Origin of the sequence: Paraburkholderia sp. BL9I2N2, from assembly GCF_004339745.1 — a bacterium.
GTDB lineage: Bacteria > Pseudomonadota > Gammaproteobacteria > Burkholderiales > Burkholderiaceae > Paraburkholderia.
Map to the genome: position 1 here is coordinate 821525 of NZ_SMGP01000001.1, position 17422 is coordinate 838946.

Here is a 17422-nt window from a genome sequence, read left to right on the forward strand (position 1 = left end):
ATCCAAACATGGGAGGCAACGATGTTTGCAGATTTCACAGACGCGTCGGCGGAGGTCGACGGCATCCACATCAACGCGATTCGCGGCGGCAACGGGCCGGCTTTGCTGCTGTTGCATGGTCATCCGCAGACCCACGCGATCTGGCACAAGGTCGCGCCGACGCTGGCGCAGCACTTCACGGTGATCGCCGCGGATTTGCGCGGCTACGGCGACAGCGGCAAACCGCAGGGCACGCACGATCACGGCAACTATTCGAAGCGCCGCATGGCCGCCGATCAGGTCGCGCTGATGCGCGCGCAAGGTTTCGACCGTTTCGCCGTGATCGGGCACGATCGCGGAGGGCGCGTGGCCGCTCGCATGGCGCTCGATCATCCGCAGACGGTAACGCGACTCGTGACGCTCGACGTCGCGCCGACACTCGCGATGTACGAACAAACCTCGTTCGACTTCGCGCGCGCTTACTGGCACTGGTTCTTTCTCGTGCGTCCCGCGCCGTTTCCCGAGACGCTGATTCGCGCGGACCCCGATCTCTATCTGAAGCAGACCATCGGCGCGCGCAGCGCCGGCCTCGCGCCGTTCACCGACGCGGCCTACGCCGAGTATCTGCGCTGTCTGAGCGACCCCGGCACCGCACATGGCATCTGCGAGGACTACCGCGCGAGCATCACAATCGACCTCGATCATGACCGCGCGTCGCTCGCTGAAGGGCGGAAGATCGAATGCGAATTCCTGGCTCTGTGGGGCGCGCAAGGCGTGATCGAGCAATGCTTCGAGCCGCTCGCCGAATGGCGGCAATGGGCTGGCCATGTGAGCGGCGCAGCGCTGCCGTGCGGTCACTACATTCCCGAGGAAGCGCCCGAGTTGCTGCTCGAACGCGTCCTTCCGTTTCTGCAGTCCTAGCCGCTCGTGCATTCATCATGTCGACCCGTAAGCGCCGCCCGCTCACTTCCAACCCGCCGCCTCGAACCGCTTCACCGCCCCGATGACTTCGTTGCGCAACTGCCGCAACGCGGCTTCCTGCGCTTCTCGCGCCCTTCGCAAAGAATGAGCGCGCATAAACCGGTGCCGTCGACGGTCAGCCGGTAGAGGTGCGTCCGCACCAAATACGCGAACTCGTTGCGCGTGCCCGCGATCAGCGGCAATTCGTTTTTCAACCTGACTGATGATCTCGCCGTATCAATTGCCGAGCACGCGAACGCAGAGATCGCGCTTGCTGGCGAAGTACGTGAAGATCGTCGCCTGCGACACGCCGACGTGCCCGGCCATCTCCGTCATGTGGCCGATTCAAAGCCGACTTCGGAAAACACGAGCCGGGGCGCCTCCAGAATCGCCTCGAGTCGTTGTTCGGAGTGCGCCTCCACGGGCACGCGACGGGAGACGGAGGAGACGTTCATCGAAAGGGATCGGCGGGCCATTGAGGGCAAATTGAGTCTGGCTCAAAGATTGTTTCAATGCTAATGGCGTGGTAGAGGAAACAAAAATTGCAAACGTGCGCAACACGCGGATAAAACTTGAGCTAAACTCAGAAAACATCGAAAGCGCAGCACATGGAGGAGACACCCGAATGCCCGCAGCTTCGTCGAGTACCTCACCGCCGTCAAACGGCTACCGTTCAGTTTTCCGCGAAGGTCTTTTCGCCGGCAAGGTGATCATCGTCACCGGCGCGGGCAGCGGACTCGGCCGATGCACGGCTCACGAACTCGCGTCCTTAGGGGCGACCCTGGCGCTGGTCGGCCGAAGCGAGGACAAGCTGAAAGCAGTGCAAGCCGAACTGGCCGAGGATCATCCGTCCTCCGCCAACGGCCACAAGCTTTACTCGTGCGACATCCGCAACGAGCAACAGGTCCGTGAAACGATCGCTTCGATCATCACGGATTTAAGCCGCGTGGACGGTCTCTTCAATTGCGCAGGCGGCCAATTCCCCGCCAAGCTCGAAAAGATCTCCTTGAACGGCTGGGACGCGGTCGTGCGCAACAATCTGCACGGCACGTTTTTGATGTCCCGCGAGTGCTATACCCAATGGATGCAAAACCACGGCGGCGCGATCGTCAACATGCTGGCCGACATCTGGGGCGGCATGCCCGGCATGGGGCATTCAGGCGCGGCCCGCGCCGGCGTATGGAACTTCACGGAAACGGCCGCATGCGAATGGGGCCACGCGGGCGTCAGAGTCAACGCGGTCGCGCCCGGCTGGATTGCGTCCGCGGGCATGGACAGCTACAACGACGAGTATCAGGCGTTGCTGCGCACGCTGAAACACAAGGTTCCGCTGCAGCGCTTCGGCACCGAATCCGAACTCGCCAGCGCGGCGGTCTTTCTGTTGTCGGAGGCGTCCGCGTTCATCAACGGCACGGTGATCCGTGTCGACGGCGGTGTGCCGAACGCGCGCCATTCATGGCCGCTCGCTGAAGCGCAGCGTACGATCGAATATAACGGCTTCCCGCGCTATCAACCGCCGACGGGCTTGCAGGAGCAGACATGATGAATCTCGACGGCCAGACCTACGAAACGCTCGCGGCAAACTTCGCGTGGCACATCCCGGCGCGCTACAACATCGGCGTCGACGTATGCGACAAATGGGCCGACGGTTCGGGCCGCCTCGCGCTGATCTACGAAGACGCCGAGGGCAACGCCACACGCTATACGTTCGACCAGTTGAAGGCGCTGTCCGACCGCTTCGCCAATGCGTTGCTCGCAGCGGGCGCGCAACGCGGCGACCGCGTCGGCATCTTCCTCTCGCAATCGATCGAAACGGCGATCGCGCATCTCGCCGCCTACAAGGCCGGCATGGTGGCCGTGCCACTCTTCGCGCTATTCGGCGTCGACGCGATCGAACACCGGCTAGGGGATAGCGGTGCGGTCGCGTTGGTTACGGATCGGGGCGGCGTGCAGAAGGTCGATGAAATCCGCGCGGCGTTGCCGGCATTGCGCAGTGTCTTCAGCGTGGATATCGATCAGGACAGCGGCGATCCGCAAGTAGCCGTGCGTTCATTCTGGCAGGCGCTGAACAGCGCAACGGCCAGCTTCACGCCCGCCGACACCGGCGCCGACGATCCGGCAGTCATCATCTATACATCGGGTACGACCGGCAAACCGAAGGGCGCGCTGCACGGGCATCGCGTGTTGCTGGGTCATCTGCCGGGTGTCGAGATGTCGCAGCAGGGCTTTCCCGCGCACGCCACGCTGATGTGGACGCCGGCTGACTGGGCGTGGATCGGCGGCCTGTTCGACGTGCTGCTGCCTTCATGGCATCACGGCGTCGCGGTGTTGGCGCGCCGCTTTGCGAAATTCGACGGGCAGTCCGCGTTCGATCTGATGGCGCGTCATGCGGTCTCGCACACGTTCTTGCCGCCGACCGCGCTGAAGATGATGCGCGGAGTCGAACATCCCGAACGCTGGAACCTCGCGTTGCGCTCGGTGGCAAGCGGCGGCGAATCGCTCGGCGAGGAGTTGATCGGCTGGGGCCGCGCGGCGCTGGGCGTGACGATCAACGAGTTCTATGGGCAGACGGAATGCAACGTCGTGCTGTCGTCGTGCGCGGCGCTGTTCGAGCCGTGCTTCGGCGCGATTGGCCGCGCGGTGCCGGGGCATCATGTCGCGATCGTCGATATGGACGGCAACGAACTGCCGCCAGGCGCAATCGGCGATATCGCGGTGGCCGCGCCCGATCCGGTCATGTTCCTCGGCTACTGGGGCAACGAGGCGGCGACGCGCGAGAAATTCCGCGGCAAGTTTCTGGTGACCGGCGACCTCGGCACGCGCGACGCGGACGGCTTCATCCGCTTCGTCGGTCGTGGCGACGACGTGATCACGAGCGCCGGTTATCGAATCGGGCCGGCTTCGATCGAAGATTCGTTGCTGCGTCATCCGGCTGTTTCGATGGCGGCCGTGATCGGCGCGCCGGATCGCGAACGCACGGAGATCGTGATGGCGTTCGTGGTGCTGAACGCCGGCTTTGTCGGCGACGAGGCGCTCGTGCGCGAGATCCAGCAGCATGTCAAAACGCGTCTCGCCGCGCATGAATATCCGCGCGAGATCCGCTTTGTCGACAGCCTGCCGTTGACGGCGACCGGCAAGGTGATCCGCAAAGCGTTGCGCGAGGGACTCGGAGAAGACGGGGATAATTCCACCGCAAAACGATGAGCACCGGCCCACGTCCACCCTCGACTCGCAGCGGCAAGGCGCTCCGGACGCCGGGCACCCAACCGGGCCCGGCCTCGCTCGACGACACCGACCGCAAGCTGCTCGCGCTGCTCGCCGAAGACGCCACGCGGACTTACGCCGAACTGGGCAAGCTGCTGTTTCTGTCGGCGCCCGCGGTCCACGAACGCGCCCGGCGGTTGAAGAAGGATGGCGTGATCAAGGCCACCGTCGCCGCGCTCGACGCCGCGAGGCTCAACCGTCCATTGCTCGCGTTCGTACATGTCGATACCACGAGCTGGGCGGTGACGCGGCAACTGCTGGCACTGCAGGAGCTATCGGACGTCGAGGAGATTCACACCGTGACAGGCGAGAGCGCCATGCTGCTCAAGGTCCGCACGCGCGATACGCAATCGCTCGAACAACTGCTCGCGCGCATTCATGCGATCGAAGGCTTTACCGGCACGCGCAGCTACATCGCGCTGACCACCTATCTGGAGCGCGGGCCTAGTCCTGAACTCTGAACGCGAGAGCGGCACGGCGTGTCACGCATGCAGTGAGAGACCTTTTACGGCTTTATCGACCGCCTTCTTCGGCCCGCGCACGGCAATGCCGACGAGATCGGGCGCATCGGCGGGTTCGGCGCGGAACACCTCGCGGTTCGCCTGATCGTGGCCGGTCGCAAACATCGCGCGCACATACACGGCGCGCGTCAATTCGCGTTCGATGCCCTGGCGAAACGCGCGCAGCAAACCCGCGTTGTCCGCCTGATACACCATCATCGGCTGGCCGAGCAGACGCGCGTGCCGGCGGCCCGCCGCGTCCTCGTACGGCTCGCCCATCGCCTCCGGTGCGGCGCCGGCGATGCCCGTCGCGAGAAACGCGGTCACATTGAGCTTTTGCCAGACAGCGAGATCGTCCAGCACGATGATCGCGACTTTCGTATCGAATTCCATAACGCACTACGCTCCACAGCAATCAAGAAGACACCAACCGAATCTTAGGGAAACTCGAGGCGCGTGTGCATGGCCACGAGGCAAAAACGAATGGGCTTCACCGGATACGCGTTAGCACAACGTCGAGGTCGGGTTTTGCCTAATGCCATTCGGCGCGTGCTCGCTTGAACCGCTAGGTGTGCTGCAATGCAACCTGACGCGGCGCCCTGTCCGTCGCTGTTTGCGTCGTCGACGCGCGAACGAAAACGCCGCAAACGACGCTCTCGCAACATAGGGCAAGTCCCTGGCGCGATTTAGCCGTGCATTACCACTCGCGTGGGCGGCCTCCTAAACTTGATTCAAACACGAGGAGACACCGATGGCCAAACTCATTCACACGATGATCCGTGTACACGATCTGCCGCGCTCGCTGCAGTTCTATCAAAAGGCTTTCAACTTCGACGTATCGCACCGGCTCGACTTTCCGGACTTCGCGCTCGTCTATTTGCGCAACGCGGAAGCGGACGCCGAAATAGAACTCACCTGGAACAAAGGCCGCGAGGAACCGTATTCGCATGGCGACGGCTACGGTCACGTCGCGTTTTGCGTGGACGATGCGAAAAGCGAACGGCAGCGTCTGCTCGATCTCGGCATGACGCCCAACGATCTGCGCGAGTTTCACAACGACAATGGCGAGTTGCTGGCGCGTTACTTTTTCATTCAGGACCCGGACGGTTACAAGATCGAAGTGCTGGAACGCTACGGCCACTATCAATAGTAAAAGCAATCCAGGCGGCCGCCGCGCATAGTTGCAATACCCCACAAGCAACCTTGCATGGGACCCGAGTAGGCACTAAAGCGCCAACTCTGGTCGACAAAGGAGACAGACATGAAGACAACGATCATCCCGATCGTCACGTCCGATCACGCACGTCATGCACTTGGTCATGAGCATGCGCATCCCCATGAACATTCCCATGAAACCGGCGACGAACATCGCGCGGCGAAGGCGGCCGCGGCCGCGTTGCGGATTCCGCTCACGCGGCGCGAGCTATTGAGAGGCACGGGTGTGCTGATGGGCACGCTGGCGTTCTCGTCGGTGCTGTCGACGCTCGCACCGAGCCGCGCCTGGGCGCTCGAGCTGCAAGGGCTGGACACGCACCAGGGCGAAGTGATTCTGGCCTTCACGCGGCAGCTCTATCCGCACCCCACGCTCGACAACGCGGTCTATGCGCTGGTGGTCAAGGACCTCGACGCGAAAGCGAAAGCCGATCCGGCGGTGCGCCAGCAACTCGCGGACGGCGTCAAACAGCTCGACGCGCAAGCCGGCTCGGACTGGCTCAAGCGCACGCCTTCCGACCAGGCGAAAGACGTCGCGTCGCTCGCGGGCACGCCCTTCTTCAACACGATACGCAGCACCGCGGTGGTCTCGCTGTATGCCAACACCATGGCGTATGCGCACTTCGGCTACGGCGCATCGGAAGGCGACGGCGGTTATCTGAACAAAGGATTCAACAGTCTCTCGTGGCTGCCCAATCCGCCGGCCGCCGCCAGCGGCCCGATTCCGACGGATAGCTAATCGCCACGACGGCAAACATTGTGCATGGGACCAGAGTAAGGCGCTGAAGCGCCAACTCTGGTCGACAGCGGAGACAAGACATGAATCAGGACAACAACAAGGTGCGTTTTTCGCACAACGACGACAAGGTCGTCGTGATCATCGGTTCGGGTGCGGGCGGCGGCACGCTCGCCAACGAACTGGCACAGAAGGGCATCAACGTCGTGGTGCTGGAAGCGGGCAAGCTGCATACGCAGGCCGATTTCACGACTGACGAATGGGGCGCTTTCCAGATGCTGTCATGGCTCGACAAACGCACCACGTCGGGCTCCTGGCGCATCGCCAAGGACTTTCCGAATCTGCCCGCGTGGATCTGCAAGACTGTGGGCGGCACCACCGCGCACTGGGCCGGCGCGAGCCTGCGCATCCAGCCGTACGAGTTCAAGGTGAAGACGACCTACGGCAATATCAAGGACGCCAACCTGCTCGACTGGCCGCTCACGCGCGAAGAACTCGATCCGTACTACGACCGCGCGTCGCAGAAAATGGGCGTGACGCGTACCAACGGTCTGCCGGGCCTGCCGGGCAACAACAACTTCAAGGTGATGTCGGCCGGCGCGATGAAGGTCGGCTACAAGGAATGCAATACCGGCCACATGGCGATCAATAGCGTGGTGCGCGACGACCGCGCGCATTGCTTCCAGCGCGGCTTCTGTTTTCAGGGCTGCCGCACGGGCGCGAAGTGGTCGACGCTCTATACCGAGTTGCCGCGCGGGCAGGCGACTGGTCATCTCGAGTTGCGCACGCAGGCCCACGTGGTGCGCATCGAAACCGATGCGCGCGGCAAGGCGAAGGAGGTGCTCTACTACGATGAGAAAGGTAAATTGCAGCGGCAGAAGGCGCGTATCGTCGCGGTGGCCGGCAATTCGATCGAGACCCCGCGGCTTCTGTTGAACTCGCATTCGAGCAAATTCCCGCAGGGGCTAGCGAACGGCTCGGGGCAGGTGGGCCGCAACTACATGCGTCACACCACGGGCTCGGTGTATGCGGTGTTCAACGACAAGGTGGATATGTTCAAGGGCACCACGATGGCCGGCATCATCGAGGACGAAGCGGTGTTCAATCCGCAGCGCGGCTTCGCGGGCGGGTACCACATGGAGACCGTTTCGCTCGGCCTGCCGTTTTACGCGGCCTTTCTCAATCCGGGCGCGTGGGGTCCGACATTTGCCCAGGCGATGGATCAATACGCGTACACGGCCGGCATGTGGATCGTCGGTGAGGATATGCCGCGCGAGAGCAATCGCGTGACCTTGAATACGGACGTGAAGGACCAATACGGCCAGCCGGTCGCCAACGTGCACTTCGACGATCATCCGAACGACGAAGCGATGCGCGAGCACGCATACAAGCAGGGCACCGCGGTGTACGAAGCGGCGGGCGCGAAGACGGTATATCGCGTGCCGCCGTATCCGTCCACGCACAACCTCGGCACCGCCCGCATGAGCGCGCGCGCAGAAGACGGCGTGTGCAACCGCTTCGGCCAGACGCACGAGGTGTCGAACCTGTTCATTTCGGATGGCAGCCAGTTCACCACCGGAGCGGCGGAAAATCCGACCTTGACGATCGTCACGCTGGCGATCCGCCAGGCGGATCACATCGCCGGGCAGATGAACAAACGCGCGGTGTAAAGCGGTTCGACGGGGCAGGAGCGGCGTTCGGGTTCGATGCGATTGTCGAGTGCTGGATGCCCGCGTATGTTGACGAAGGCGGGCGGCGTGCCGTGGCTGCATGAAAAGCGTCACGGCGCGCGCGCCTGGAAACCGGGAGTGAACGTTATGTGTGGGATATACATCAACGCCGATCCGATCCTGTATGAATCGCGCACGCGCTCGTTGCGCATTCACGGTGTGATCACCACGGTCCGGCTGGAGAATCTGTTCTGGGACGTGCTGCACGAAATCGCCGCGCGCGAGAGCATGACGACCAGCCAGTTCGCCGTGAAGCTCTACGACGAACTGATCGCGCTGCGCGGCGAAATGCCGACTAACTTCGCATCGTTTTTGCGGGTGTGCTGTTTGCGCTATCTGTCGATGCGCACGGAGAAGGGCGACAGTGCGCCCGATGCGGTGCCCGAGCCGGCAAGCGTGTTGAACGAAACGAGGCCGCGGATTCTGAAGACGGTTTGATGCGAGAGGGCAGCGCGAAGCTGGAGCAGCATCGCGACGGTCAAGTATGCCGCGGCGGATCCACAACCGGCGCGCGCCTCCGCGCGTGCTACGATGTCTAGCGCACCACGCACAAAAGTCGGAGACACAAATGCGTCCCGAGAGCGCCGCCCGTTTCGATGAACAATTCGCGCCTCGCATCGCCGAGGCGATTGCCGCCTGTTTCGCCACCACGGTGCATACCGAAGTGCTGCCGTACGGCGGCCATGGACGTCCCACACGCGTGCGAATTCATGCAACGCCCATCGAAGACATGGGACATTACCCGTATCCGCTGAATCTGTATCTGACCTGGGACAGCGACGAGATCGAGAGACTGATGGGCGAGGAAGGGCCGTCGCGTTTCGCCGGGTACCTGGCCGCGTTGCCGCGCAAGCTTGCAGGCTGGGATCATGCGCGCGAACTGGATTTTCTCTCGCATACGCAGGCCGATCCTCTGGTTTTGATCGGCGGACTCGACTTCGAGTCATAAGCGGCGCATTGCGCGCCGCTTCGTCCTCACACGACAACAATCGCCGCGCGGCGCCGATCCCTCAAGCCGCGGCGCCCAGCCTGAAGAAACTCACGCTTTGCACCAGCCCCGATGCCTTGCTTTGCACCGCATCGGCCGCGGCGGCTGCCTGCTCGACGAGCGCTGCGTTGCTTTGCGTCACCTGGTCCATCTGCGTGACGGCATCGTTTACTTCCGCGATACCCGCTGCCTGATCGACGCTCGCCGTCGCGATCGATTCGACGATACGCGTCACGCTGCCGGCGCTTTCCACCACACCGTCCATCGTATTGCTCGCGTGATTGATCAGTTGCGTGCCGGCGTCGATCGTGGCGACCGACTCGCGAATCAACGCCTTGATCTCGTGCGCGGCATCGGCCGAACGTTGCGCGAGACTGCGCACTTCGCTCGCCACCACCGCGAAGCCGCGCCCTTGCGTGCCGGCGCGAGCCGCTTCGACCGCGGCGTTGAGCGCGAGGATATTCGTCTGCGCCGCGATTGCTTCCACCACCGCGATAATATCGACGATGCGCTTGGACGCCGCGTCGATCTGGCCCATCGTGCGCACCGCGTCGCTCATGACGGCGCCGCCTTCGCGCGCGGCTTGCGCGGCGGTTTGCGCGAGCGTCGTGGCCTCGCGCGCATTGGCGGCGTTGCGCTGAACCGAGTCGGTGAAGTGCTGCATCGACGCAGCGGTTTCTTCGAGCGAGGCCGCTTGCTGTTCGGTGCGCGCGGACAGGTCGAGGTTGCCCGCCGCGATCTCCTGCGTGGCGGACGAAATCGTCGTCGCGCCTTCACGAATCTCGCTGACGATATGCCGCAAGCGCTGGTTCATGTCGTTGAGCGCGAGGAGCAACTGGCCGGTTTCGTCGCGGCTGATCACCGCCACGTCCGCGCGCAAATCGCCTGCTGCGACCGCCTGCGCGACTCCCACGGCCTGCCTGACCGGCAGCGTGATGCTGCGGCTGAGAAACCAGACCGCGAATGCACCGACGCCGAGCGAACCGGTCACGACCGACAGCAACAGCGCCGTGGCAAGCGTATAGGAGCGTTCCGCCGCTTCGCTCGTGCGCACATTGGAGTCTTGCGCCTGCTGCATCACCGTGGCGACGATGTCGTCGATCGCGGCGGTCGGCGCGCGGTCGATGCCCTTCACGAGACCGTCCACTACGTGCGCCGTGTTCGGATCGGCGGCATCGTAATGCTTGAGCGCATCGAGGTAGCTGTCCTGCAACGAAGCATGCGTGGCGAGCGCCTTGTCGACACCGTCCACGTTCGCACCCAACGCACTCAACTGATCCTTCAGGCGCAGCAGGGCGGCGTGCGTCGTGCCGCTTTCCTTGCCGAAGGCATCACGGTACTTGGCGAACGCAGCCGGATCGGCGCCGCGCAACAACAGGTCCTTCCATTCCTGCACCTGCTTCTTGAACTCGACCTGCGCGACGCGCGCCGTGTCGGCGGCTTGCGCGTATTGACTGAGCGATTGCGCCGACTGGATTTGCAGCTCATGCGTTTTCAACAACGCGTGCCAGCCTTCCAGACCCACGATCATCGTCGCGGCTAACAACACCGCGCCGAGCAACGCCAATTTAATGGCGATCTTCAGATTTCTATAGAACGTCACTGCGATGTCCCAGGTAAGGCGTTTAATCGAGCTTGAATTGCGTCACCGCGCTTGCGAGGCTCACGGCCTGGCTTTGCAGCGCGGCGGCGGCCGCCGTGGATTCCTCGACCAGCGCGGCGTTCTGTTGAACCATCTCGTCGAGCTGGCTGACCGCGCGGTTCACTTCCTGAATGCCGCGCGTCTGTTCGTTGGCGGCCTGAGTGATTTCGGAAATGATGGTCGTCACGTTGGCGACGTTGCTGACGATCTCCGTCATCGTCTCGCCGGCCTGGCGCACCTGACCGGAACCCGACGTGACGCTGGCCACGGTCGATTCGATCAGCGCCTTGATTTCCTTCGCCGCCTGCGCGCTGCGTTGCGCGAGGCTGCGCACTTCGCCGGCCACGACCGCGAAACCGCGGCCCTGTTCGCCCGCGCGCGCGGCTTCCACCGCGGCGTTCAACGCGAGGATGTTGGTCTGGAACGCAATGCCGTCGATCACGCCGATGATGTCGGAGATCTTCACTGACGCATGCTGGATCTCGCCCATCGTCGCAATCACTTCGGAGATCACCACGCCGCCGCGCGAGGCGACCTGCGAGGCGGACACGGCGGTATCGTCGGCCTGCTTCGCGGCGCTGGCCGATTGCGTGACGGTCGAGGTGATTTCCTCCATCGACGCGGCGGTTTGCTGCAAGCTCGCCGCGGCCGATTCCGTGCGGCCCGACAGATCGACGTTGCCCGCCGCGATTTCGTTCGCGGCCACGCGCACCGATTCGCTGGAGTTGCGAATCTGGCGCATCACGTGGCTGAGTTTGTCGATGAAGGTGTTGAACGAACGCGCGATCTGCGCGACTTCGTCGTTGCCGGAGGCCGGCAGGCGTTGTGTGAGGTCGCCTTCGCCGGAGCCGATGGCGTCCATGGCGTCGCGCACTTTCGACAGACGCTGAAACGAAACAGCCGTGACCGCCGCCACGACCGCGGCGGCGATGCCGGCGATCACGATCAGCGCGATCACCGAAGCGGTCAGCAGCGAACGCATGCCGGCCGTCGCTTCGGCTTTGTCGAGCGCGACGACCGCGTACCAATCCGTGCCGGGAATCGCTTGGGCACGCATTAGCTTCGTGCTGCCGTTCACGTCCATTTCCAGCGGACGGTCGGTACTGAAGAGGGCGGCGAGTTTGTCGCTCGTCAGGGCCGGCGCCACGTCGGAGACCGGCTTCAGGGTCAGTTTCGCGTCGGGATGCGCGACGATATGGCCGCTCGCATCGATCAACATGCCGAAGCTCGCCGGCGTCGGATGAATCGACTTGACGTTGGCGATCACGCTGTCCATCGCGACGTCGCCGGAGACCACGCCTTTCACCGCGCCGTCGCGCACCACGGGCGCGGCGAACGCTACCACCAGTTTGCCCGTGCCCACGTCCACGTACGGCGGCGTCACCACCGGCTTGCCCGCCGCGGCGGCCTGCTTGTACCAGGGACGGCCGGTCGGATCGTAGTCGGGCGGAATGCCGGTCGGATCGGAGAACTTCGCGGTCTTGTCCGCGTAGCCGACATACACGTTCGTGAACTTGCCAGCCGCGGCGATCTGCTTCAGCGCGGCGGACGGATCGGCTTGCAGCACTGCGTCCTGCAACGAGTTGATCATCTGGCTGTTGGCCGCGACCCAGTCGCTGATGCCGTCCGCGTGACCGCTTTCGACCGCGGTCAGGCTGCTGTCGATCGCATCGGCGTTGTACGAGTTGGCGACGACATAGTTGAGAACCGCGTTGGCGGCGAGCGCGACCACAACGATAGCGACGCACAGGGCGACGATGCGCGCGCGAATGGAGGTGAACATGTCGGGAGTCTTTCGGAGTGAGCGGTGAACCGGAGTCGGTGAGGCGGGGGCCTCACACGCTGTATACGGCTTCAACAAGTGGGACTTGAGCGGCGAATGCTTTCAATTGCTCGCCAATGGCGGGAGAGCCGTGCGGGGCGGCGTGTCGACTGCCCGCGAAATATTTCTTGCGAGTTGGCGTTTTCAATGCGTGCGGAAGCAGCGTTTCGCTGCACGCTGGTAAGCGGCCGGTGATGCGCTGTATTCGTATGACAATAACGCCGATCGCCTTACATGACTGGAGAATGCAAATGATGCGGATGGTCGAGTGTCTCCGCCACGATGCGCAGCGCTTCCTCGCATTCATCGCGCGTTTTCGATCCGCCGAGACAGACGCGCATGGCGTTGGGCGGATTGCCATCGGTGGAAAATGCGGCGCCCGCCACGGCGGCGATCCCCTGATTGCGCAATTGCAAGGCGAGTTCGGACGCGCTCCAGCCGCTTTCCATCGGCACCGGCAACCACAAATGAAAGCCATCCTGATGCGCTTCGTAAGGCCACGCTTCGAGCATGCGCGAGGCAATTGCCTGGCGAGCGCGCGACTCGTTGCGGATCGCGTTGAGCATGTCCGCGGCGGTGCCGTCCGCGATCCACTGCGTCGCGAGCGTGACCGTGAACGGACTCGCCATCACGGTGGTGGCGCGCAATGCGCCGGCTAGCCGCTGTGTTTGCCGCGGCGTCGGCGCATGCAGATGCGCGACGCGCAAACCGGCGCCGAAGCTCTTCGACAAACCGGTCACGTAATACGTCAGTTCGGGCGCGAAACTCGTGAGAGCATCGGGCGCGCTCTGCGGCAGCATCGCGTACGCATCGTCTTCGATGATCGGCACGCTGTAGCGCAGCGCCACGTCGGCGAGCGCCTCGCGCCGTTTGTGCGTGAGCGTCAGCGTGCTCGGATTTTGCAGCGTCGGATTGCAATAGAACGCGCTCGGTTTGTCCGTCTTGCAGAGCGCTTCGAAGGCATGAGCGAGCGGCCCTTCGTCGTCGCGTGGCAACGCTTGCAGACGCACGCCAAGTTGCGCGGCGATCGCCTTGATGCCGGGGTAGGCAAGTGCATCGAGACAGATGGTGCCGCCGGGCCGCGCGAGCTGGGAGACGAGCGCCACCAGCGCGCTATGGATGCCGGGGCACACCAGCACGTTCTGCGCGTCGCAATGCGGCACGCGGCGCCTCAGCCATTCGGCACCCGCGTCCTTGTCGGCCGCCGAGCCGCCGAAGTCCTGATAACGGAGCAACTGATAAGGATCGCTATCGGCCATCTGCCGCGCGGCGGATTCGCGCAGGCGGATCACGTAATCGGGCGGCTCGGGCGGCGTGTTCATCGACATTTCGATGCTGCTGCCGCCTGCGAGCGGCAACGTGGCCGTACGGCCGCGCACGAACGTGCCGCTGCCGGCGCGCGAATCGAGCAGGCCACGTTTGCGTGCTTCGGCATAGGCGCGCGCCACTGTCGTGTAGTTCAGCGCGAGTTCCAGGGCGAGATCGCGCAATCCCGGCAAGCGGTCGCGCGGACGCAGCCGCCCGGTGGCGAGATCTTCTTCGATCAGATCGGGAATCGCCAGATAGGCCGGCTTGCGAATGTCGGCGAGACGTTTGATCCAGTGATGTGTCGGGCTGCTCATTGCCTTCGGGCCTCTATTCACGTTGAAAGAAGTTGATCGCATCCGCATGCGATCAATGATCGGATTGATCGACCGTGGTGAATGACTGCACCATGCCGACACGTCGTTATGCGCGAATCGCACATGGGTGGTGCGGTAAGGCTGCGCCAACGGTGTTAGCGCGGCATGTCTGAGTCGTATGCAACCTTCGCGCCAAAAATTTTTTCGAGTCGCACTTCGAATCGAGACGGAATTGATTGCTGATTGATCGCATTCGCGCGGCCGATCAATGGCACGGCCGTTGCATTGGAAGAAGCGCGCACAGCTTGAACGCGCGCCCTCTTTTACTTAGCAAACCTGATCGGAGAGTGTCATGCCAGCCGTCAACAAACCGCTGCATCAGAAAGGCGATTACCTTGTCGACTACGAGGAGAAAGTCTTCGAAGACGTGAAAGCCGAGCCGGGCGAGAAGGCGCTCGTCACGTTTCACACGGTCGCGTTCGAAGGCTCGATCGGTTTCGTCAATCTGCTGCAGGCGACGCGCCTGCAACGCAAGGGCTTCGAAACGTCGGTGCTGCTGTATGGACCGGGCGTCACGCTCGGTCTGCAACGCGGCTTTCCCACGCTCGGCGACGAAGCGTTTCCCGGCCATCTGAACTTCAACAAGCAACTGATGAAGTTCATGGAAGAGGGCGGCAAAGTCTACGCGTGCCGCTTCGCGCTGCAGGCACTGTATGGCCACGGGGAAGCCTCGCTGATCGAAGGCATCCGGCCGATCAGCCCGCTCGACGTGCTCGACATCCAGTTGCTTCACCGCAAGGACAACGCGTTGATCATCCATACGTGGACGGTTTGACGAAAGGCGAGTGACCACCATGTCCGAAAAATCGACGGGCAAGCGCATCGTGCGCGCCGCAGCGGTTCAGATCGCGCCCGACTTCGAGCGCAGCGGCGGCACGCTCGAAAAGGTCTGCGAGGCAATCGAAAAAGCGGCACGCGATGGCGTCCAACTGATCGTGTTTCCCGAAACCTTCGTGCCGTATTACCCCTACTTCTCTTTCGTGCGGCCGCCCGTTGCGTCCGGCGCCGATCACATGAAACTCTACGAAGAGGCCGTGATCGTGCCGGGCCCGGTGACGCAGGCGGTGGCCGAGCAGGCGCGTTTGCATCGGATGGTGGTGGTGCTCGGTGTCAACGAGCTCGATCACGGCAGCCTTTACAACACGCAGTTGATCTTCGACGTGGATGGCCGGATCGTCCTCAAGCGCCGCAAGATCACGCCGACGTTTCATGAACGGATGATCTGGGGGCAGGGCGACGCAGCGGGTTTGACGGTGGCGAATACGGCGGTGGGGCGAATCGGTGCGCTTGCCTGCTGGGAGCACTACAACCCGCTCGCGCGTTATGCGTTGATGACGCAACACGAAGAGATTCATTGCAGTCAGTTTCCCGGTTCGCTGGTGGGGCCGATTTTCGCCGATCAGATCGAGGTGACGATCCGGCATCACGCGTTGGAGTCCGGTTGCTTTGTCGTGAATGCGACGGGGTGGCTCACCGAAGCGCAGATCGCGTCCGTGACGCCGGATACGAATTTGCAGAAGGCGCTGCGCGGCGGCTGCAATACCGCGATCGTGTCGCCGGAAGGCCAGCATCTCGTCGAGCCGCTGCGCGAAGGCGAAGGCATGGTGATCGCCGACCTCGACATGGCGCTGATCACCAAGCGCAAACGCATGATGGATTCGGTCGGCCATTACGCGCGCCCCGAGTTGCTGAGCCTCGCGATCAACCGGCGTCCCGCGGAAACCGTGGCGCCGATGCCGGCGTGGCCGGCCGCCGCGAGCGCCGATTTGAATTCAACCGAAGGAGGATGCGATGAACGCCAGCGAGTCGCTGTCGGCGCAGAGCCGGCAATTGATGACTGAATTGCAGTCGACCGGTCTGCGGCTCGTGTCGCCGGATGCGGGCGCGGCGAGCCGGCGCGGCGGCGCGGGACCGTCTGACCACAAGGCGGTGACGGTGGACGGCGTGACGATCATGGTGCCCGTGCATACGAGCACCGCGTGGCACTCGCCCTTCGTCGCGCAGACGCCCGATGCGAGTGGTTCGAGCGCGCTGCTGCGCGGCACGATTCCGATCGCCAACATCAGCTTTCCGAAAGCGCCGCGTTTTTACGCCATGCAGACGCTAGACGGCGTGCCGTACTCGCATATCGCCGCATTGCACAGTGCGGACGTGCTCGCGACCACCGTGTTGCAAACCTGCATTCGATACGAGAGCCGGCGCAAAAGCTGCAAGTTCTGCGCGATTGGGCAGTCGCTCGCGGCGGGCCGCACGATTGCGCGCAAGACACCGGAGCAACTCGCGGAAGTGGCGCGCGCGGCCGTACTGCTCGACGGCGTGAAGCATATGGTGTTGACCACCGGCACGCCGCCCACGCCGGATCGTGGCGCGCAGATTCTGTGCGAGAGCGCGTTTCGCGATCAAGGCCGCGGTCGATCTGCCGATCCAGGCGCAATGCGAGCCGCCCGACGACGATCGCTGGTTCGCGCGCATGAAAGCGAGCGGCATCGACACACTCGGCATGCATCTCGAAGTCGTGACGCCCGCTTTGCGCGAACGGATCATGCCGGGCAAGGCGAGCGTGCCGCTGTCGCGCTACATGGAAGCGTTCGAGTCCGCCGTGGCCGTATTCGGGCGCGGGCAGGTCAGTACCTACATTCTCGCCGGGCTCGGCGATAGCGCGGAAGCCATCCTGACGATGTCGCGCGAACTAATCGAGCTCGGCGTCTATCCGTTCGTCGTGCCGTTCGTGCCGATCAGCGGCACGCCGCTCGAAGATCATCCGGCGCCCACGCCTGAATTCATGAAGTCGGTGTTGCAGCCGCTTGGCGGCATGCTCAATGCCGCTGCCATGCGCTCGAGCGATATCAAGGCCGGTTGTGGCAAATGCGGCGCGTGTTCGTCGCTGTCATCGTACGAGGAGTGATT

16 protein-coding genes and 1 pseudogene are annotated in these 17422 nt (G+C 63.4%); 12 read left to right on the forward strand and 5 right to left on the reverse strand.

What is annotated here, in order from left to right:
• Positions 1–21: 21 nt before the first annotated feature.
• Positions 22–900, forward strand: coding sequence for an alpha/beta hydrolase (locus B0G74_RS03830; RefSeq protein WP_132373715.1), 879 nt, complete (start codon positions 22–24; stop codon positions 898–900).
• Between the two features lie 276 nt (positions 901–1176).
• On the opposite strand, the gene B0G74_RS46425 is transcribed toward B0G74_RS03830, so the two are convergent.
• On the reverse strand, positions 1177–1275 hold the full coding sequence (locus B0G74_RS46425) for a TetR/AcrR family transcriptional regulator (protein WP_243658101.1): 99 nt from the start codon (positions 1273–1275) through the stop codon (positions 1177–1179).
• Positions 1276–1564: 289 nt separating this feature from the next.
• Here B0G74_RS46425 and B0G74_RS03840 point away from each other — a divergent pair, with 289 nt between their 5' ends.
• From B0G74_RS03840 to B0G74_RS03850, 3 genes are read left to right on the forward strand one after another with little or no spacing between them, the layout of a single operon-like run.
• Positions 1565–2482: an SDR family oxidoreductase gene (locus B0G74_RS03840; protein WP_132373716.1), complete on the forward strand. Its 918-nt coding sequence runs from the start codon at positions 1565–1567 to the stop codon at positions 2480–2482.
• Positions 2482–4143: an acyl-CoA synthetase gene (locus tag B0G74_RS03845; RefSeq protein WP_132376833.1), complete on the forward strand. Its 1662-nt coding sequence runs from the start codon at positions 2482–2484 to the stop codon at positions 4141–4143. The genes B0G74_RS03840 and B0G74_RS03845 overlap by 1 nt, the downstream gene beginning before the upstream one ends.
• Positions 4140–4664, forward strand: coding sequence for an Lrp/AsnC family transcriptional regulator (locus tag B0G74_RS03850; protein WP_132373717.1), 525 nt, complete (start codon positions 4140–4142; stop codon positions 4662–4664). The genes B0G74_RS03845 and B0G74_RS03850 overlap by 4 nt, the downstream gene beginning before the upstream one ends.
• A gap of 21 nt (positions 4665–4685) precedes the next feature.
• On the opposite strand, the gene B0G74_RS03855 is transcribed toward B0G74_RS03850, so the two are convergent.
• Positions 4686–5096: a DUF2000 domain-containing protein gene (locus B0G74_RS03855; RefSeq protein ID WP_132373718.1), complete on the reverse strand. Its 411-nt coding sequence runs from the start codon at positions 5094–5096 to the stop codon at positions 4686–4688.
• Between the two features lie 358 nt (positions 5097–5454).
• On the opposite strand from B0G74_RS03855, the gene B0G74_RS03860 reads away from it, so the two are divergent.
• From B0G74_RS03860 to B0G74_RS03880, 5 genes are all read left to right on the forward strand, one after another.
• Positions 5455–5853 carry a VOC family protein gene (locus B0G74_RS03860; protein ID WP_132373719.1) on the forward strand — a complete coding sequence of 133 codons (399 nt, stop codon included), beginning with the start codon at positions 5455–5457 and terminating at the stop codon, positions 5851–5853.
• Positions 5854–5964: 111 nt separating this feature from the next.
• On the forward strand, positions 5965–6654 hold the full coding sequence (locus B0G74_RS03865) for a tat (twin-arginine translocation) pathway signal sequence (protein ID WP_132373720.1): 690 nt from the start codon (positions 5965–5967) through the stop codon (positions 6652–6654).
• A gap of 80 nt (positions 6655–6734) precedes the next feature.
• Complete coding sequence (locus B0G74_RS03870; RefSeq protein WP_132373721.1) at positions 6735–8321, forward strand: GMC family oxidoreductase; 1587 nt, start codon at positions 6735–6737, stop codon at positions 8319–8321.
• Positions 8322–8468: 147 nt separating this feature from the next.
• Entirely contained in the window at positions 8469–8819 is a 351-nt protein-coding gene (locus tag B0G74_RS03875) for a ribbon-helix-helix domain-containing protein (RefSeq protein WP_132376834.1), read from the forward strand.
• Between the two features lie 130 nt (positions 8820–8949).
• Positions 8950–9330 (forward strand): DUF5594 family protein, encoded by a 381-nt coding sequence (locus B0G74_RS03880; RefSeq protein WP_132373722.1) that lies wholly within the window; start codon positions 8950–8952, stop codon positions 9328–9330.
• A 61-nt stretch (positions 9331–9391) separates the two neighbouring features.
• On the opposite strand, the gene B0G74_RS03885 is transcribed toward B0G74_RS03880, so the two are convergent.
• From B0G74_RS03885 to B0G74_RS03895, 3 genes are all read right to left on the reverse strand, one after another.
• Entirely contained in the window at positions 9392–10972 is a 1581-nt protein-coding gene (locus B0G74_RS03885) for a methyl-accepting chemotaxis protein (protein WP_132373723.1), read from the reverse strand.
• Between the two features lie 22 nt (positions 10973–10994).
• Positions 10995–12794, reverse strand: a complete 1800-nt coding sequence (locus B0G74_RS03890; protein ID WP_132373724.1) for a methyl-accepting chemotaxis protein — start codon at positions 12792–12794, stop codon at positions 10995–10997.
• 269 nt (positions 12795–13063) lie between these two features.
• Positions 13064–14455 (reverse strand): PLP-dependent aminotransferase family protein, encoded by a 1392-nt coding sequence (locus B0G74_RS03895; protein ID WP_132373725.1) that lies wholly within the window; start codon positions 14453–14455, stop codon positions 13064–13066.
• A 352-nt stretch (positions 14456–14807) separates the two neighbouring features.
• Here B0G74_RS03895 and B0G74_RS03900 point away from each other — a divergent pair, with 352 nt between their 5' ends.
• The 3 genes and pseudogenes from B0G74_RS03900 (at position 14808) to B0G74_RS03910 (ending at position 17420) form a co-directional block, all read left to right on the forward strand.
• Positions 14808–15290, forward strand: coding sequence for an MSMEG_0572/Sll0783 family nitrogen starvation response protein (locus B0G74_RS03900; protein WP_054040483.1), 483 nt, complete (start codon positions 14808–14810; stop codon positions 15288–15290).
• A gap of 19 nt (positions 15291–15309) precedes the next feature.
• Positions 15310–16356 (forward strand): Nit6803 family nitrilase, encoded by a 1047-nt coding sequence (locus B0G74_RS03905; protein ID WP_132373726.1) that lies wholly within the window; start codon positions 15310–15312, stop codon positions 16354–16356.
• Positions 16307–17420: pseudogene (locus B0G74_RS03910) on the forward strand (MSMEG_0568 family radical SAM protein). The gene B0G74_RS03905 and the pseudogene B0G74_RS03910 overlap by 50 nt, the downstream one beginning before the upstream one ends.
• Positions 17421–17422: the final 2 nt, after the last annotated feature.

Excerpts from the sequence above, each read along its gene's own strand:
- B0G74_RS03830 (WP_132373715.1), top strand. The coding sequence starts at position 22 with ATGTTTGCAGATTTCACAGACGCGTCGGCGGAGGTCGACGGCATCCAC.
- B0G74_RS46425 (WP_243658101.1), bottom strand. The coding sequence starts at position 1,275 with ATGACGGAGATGGCCGGGCACGTCGGCGTGTCGCAGGCGACGATCTTC.
- B0G74_RS03840 (WP_132373716.1), top strand. The coding sequence starts at position 1,565 with ATGCCCGCAGCTTCGTCGAGTACCTCACCGCCGTCAAACGGCTACCGT.
- B0G74_RS03845 (WP_132376833.1), top strand. The coding sequence starts at position 2,482 with ATGAATCTCGACGGCCAGACCTACGAAACGCTCGCGGCAAACTTCGCG.
- B0G74_RS03850 (WP_132373717.1), top strand. The coding sequence starts at position 4,140 with ATGAGCACCGGCCCACGTCCACCCTCGACTCGCAGCGGCAAGGCGCTC.
- B0G74_RS03855 (WP_132373718.1), bottom strand. The coding sequence starts at position 5,096 with ATGGAATTCGATACGAAAGTCGCGATCATCGTGCTGGACGATCTCGCT.
- B0G74_RS03860 (WP_132373719.1), top strand. The coding sequence starts at position 5,455 with ATGGCCAAACTCATTCACACGATGATCCGTGTACACGATCTGCCGCGC.
- B0G74_RS03865 (WP_132373720.1), top strand. The coding sequence starts at position 5,965 with ATGAAGACAACGATCATCCCGATCGTCACGTCCGATCACGCACGTCAT.
- B0G74_RS03870 (WP_132373721.1), top strand. The coding sequence starts at position 6,735 with ATGAATCAGGACAACAACAAGGTGCGTTTTTCGCACAACGACGACAAG.
- B0G74_RS03875 (WP_132376834.1), top strand. The coding sequence starts at position 8,469 with ATGTGTGGGATATACATCAACGCCGATCCGATCCTGTATGAATCGCGC.
- B0G74_RS03880 (WP_132373722.1), top strand. The coding sequence starts at position 8,950 with ATGCGTCCCGAGAGCGCCGCCCGTTTCGATGAACAATTCGCGCCTCGC.
- B0G74_RS03890 (WP_132373724.1), bottom strand. The coding sequence starts at position 12,794 with ATGTTCACCTCCATTCGCGCGCGCATCGTCGCCCTGTGCGTCGCTATC.
- B0G74_RS03895 (WP_132373725.1), bottom strand. The coding sequence starts at position 14,455 with ATGAGCAGCCCGACACATCACTGGATCAAACGTCTCGCCGACATTCGC.
- B0G74_RS03900 (WP_054040483.1), top strand. The coding sequence starts at position 14,808 with ATGCCAGCCGTCAACAAACCGCTGCATCAGAAAGGCGATTACCTTGTC.
- B0G74_RS03905 (WP_132373726.1), top strand. The coding sequence starts at position 15,310 with ATGTCCGAAAAATCGACGGGCAAGCGCATCGTGCGCGCCGCAGCGGTT.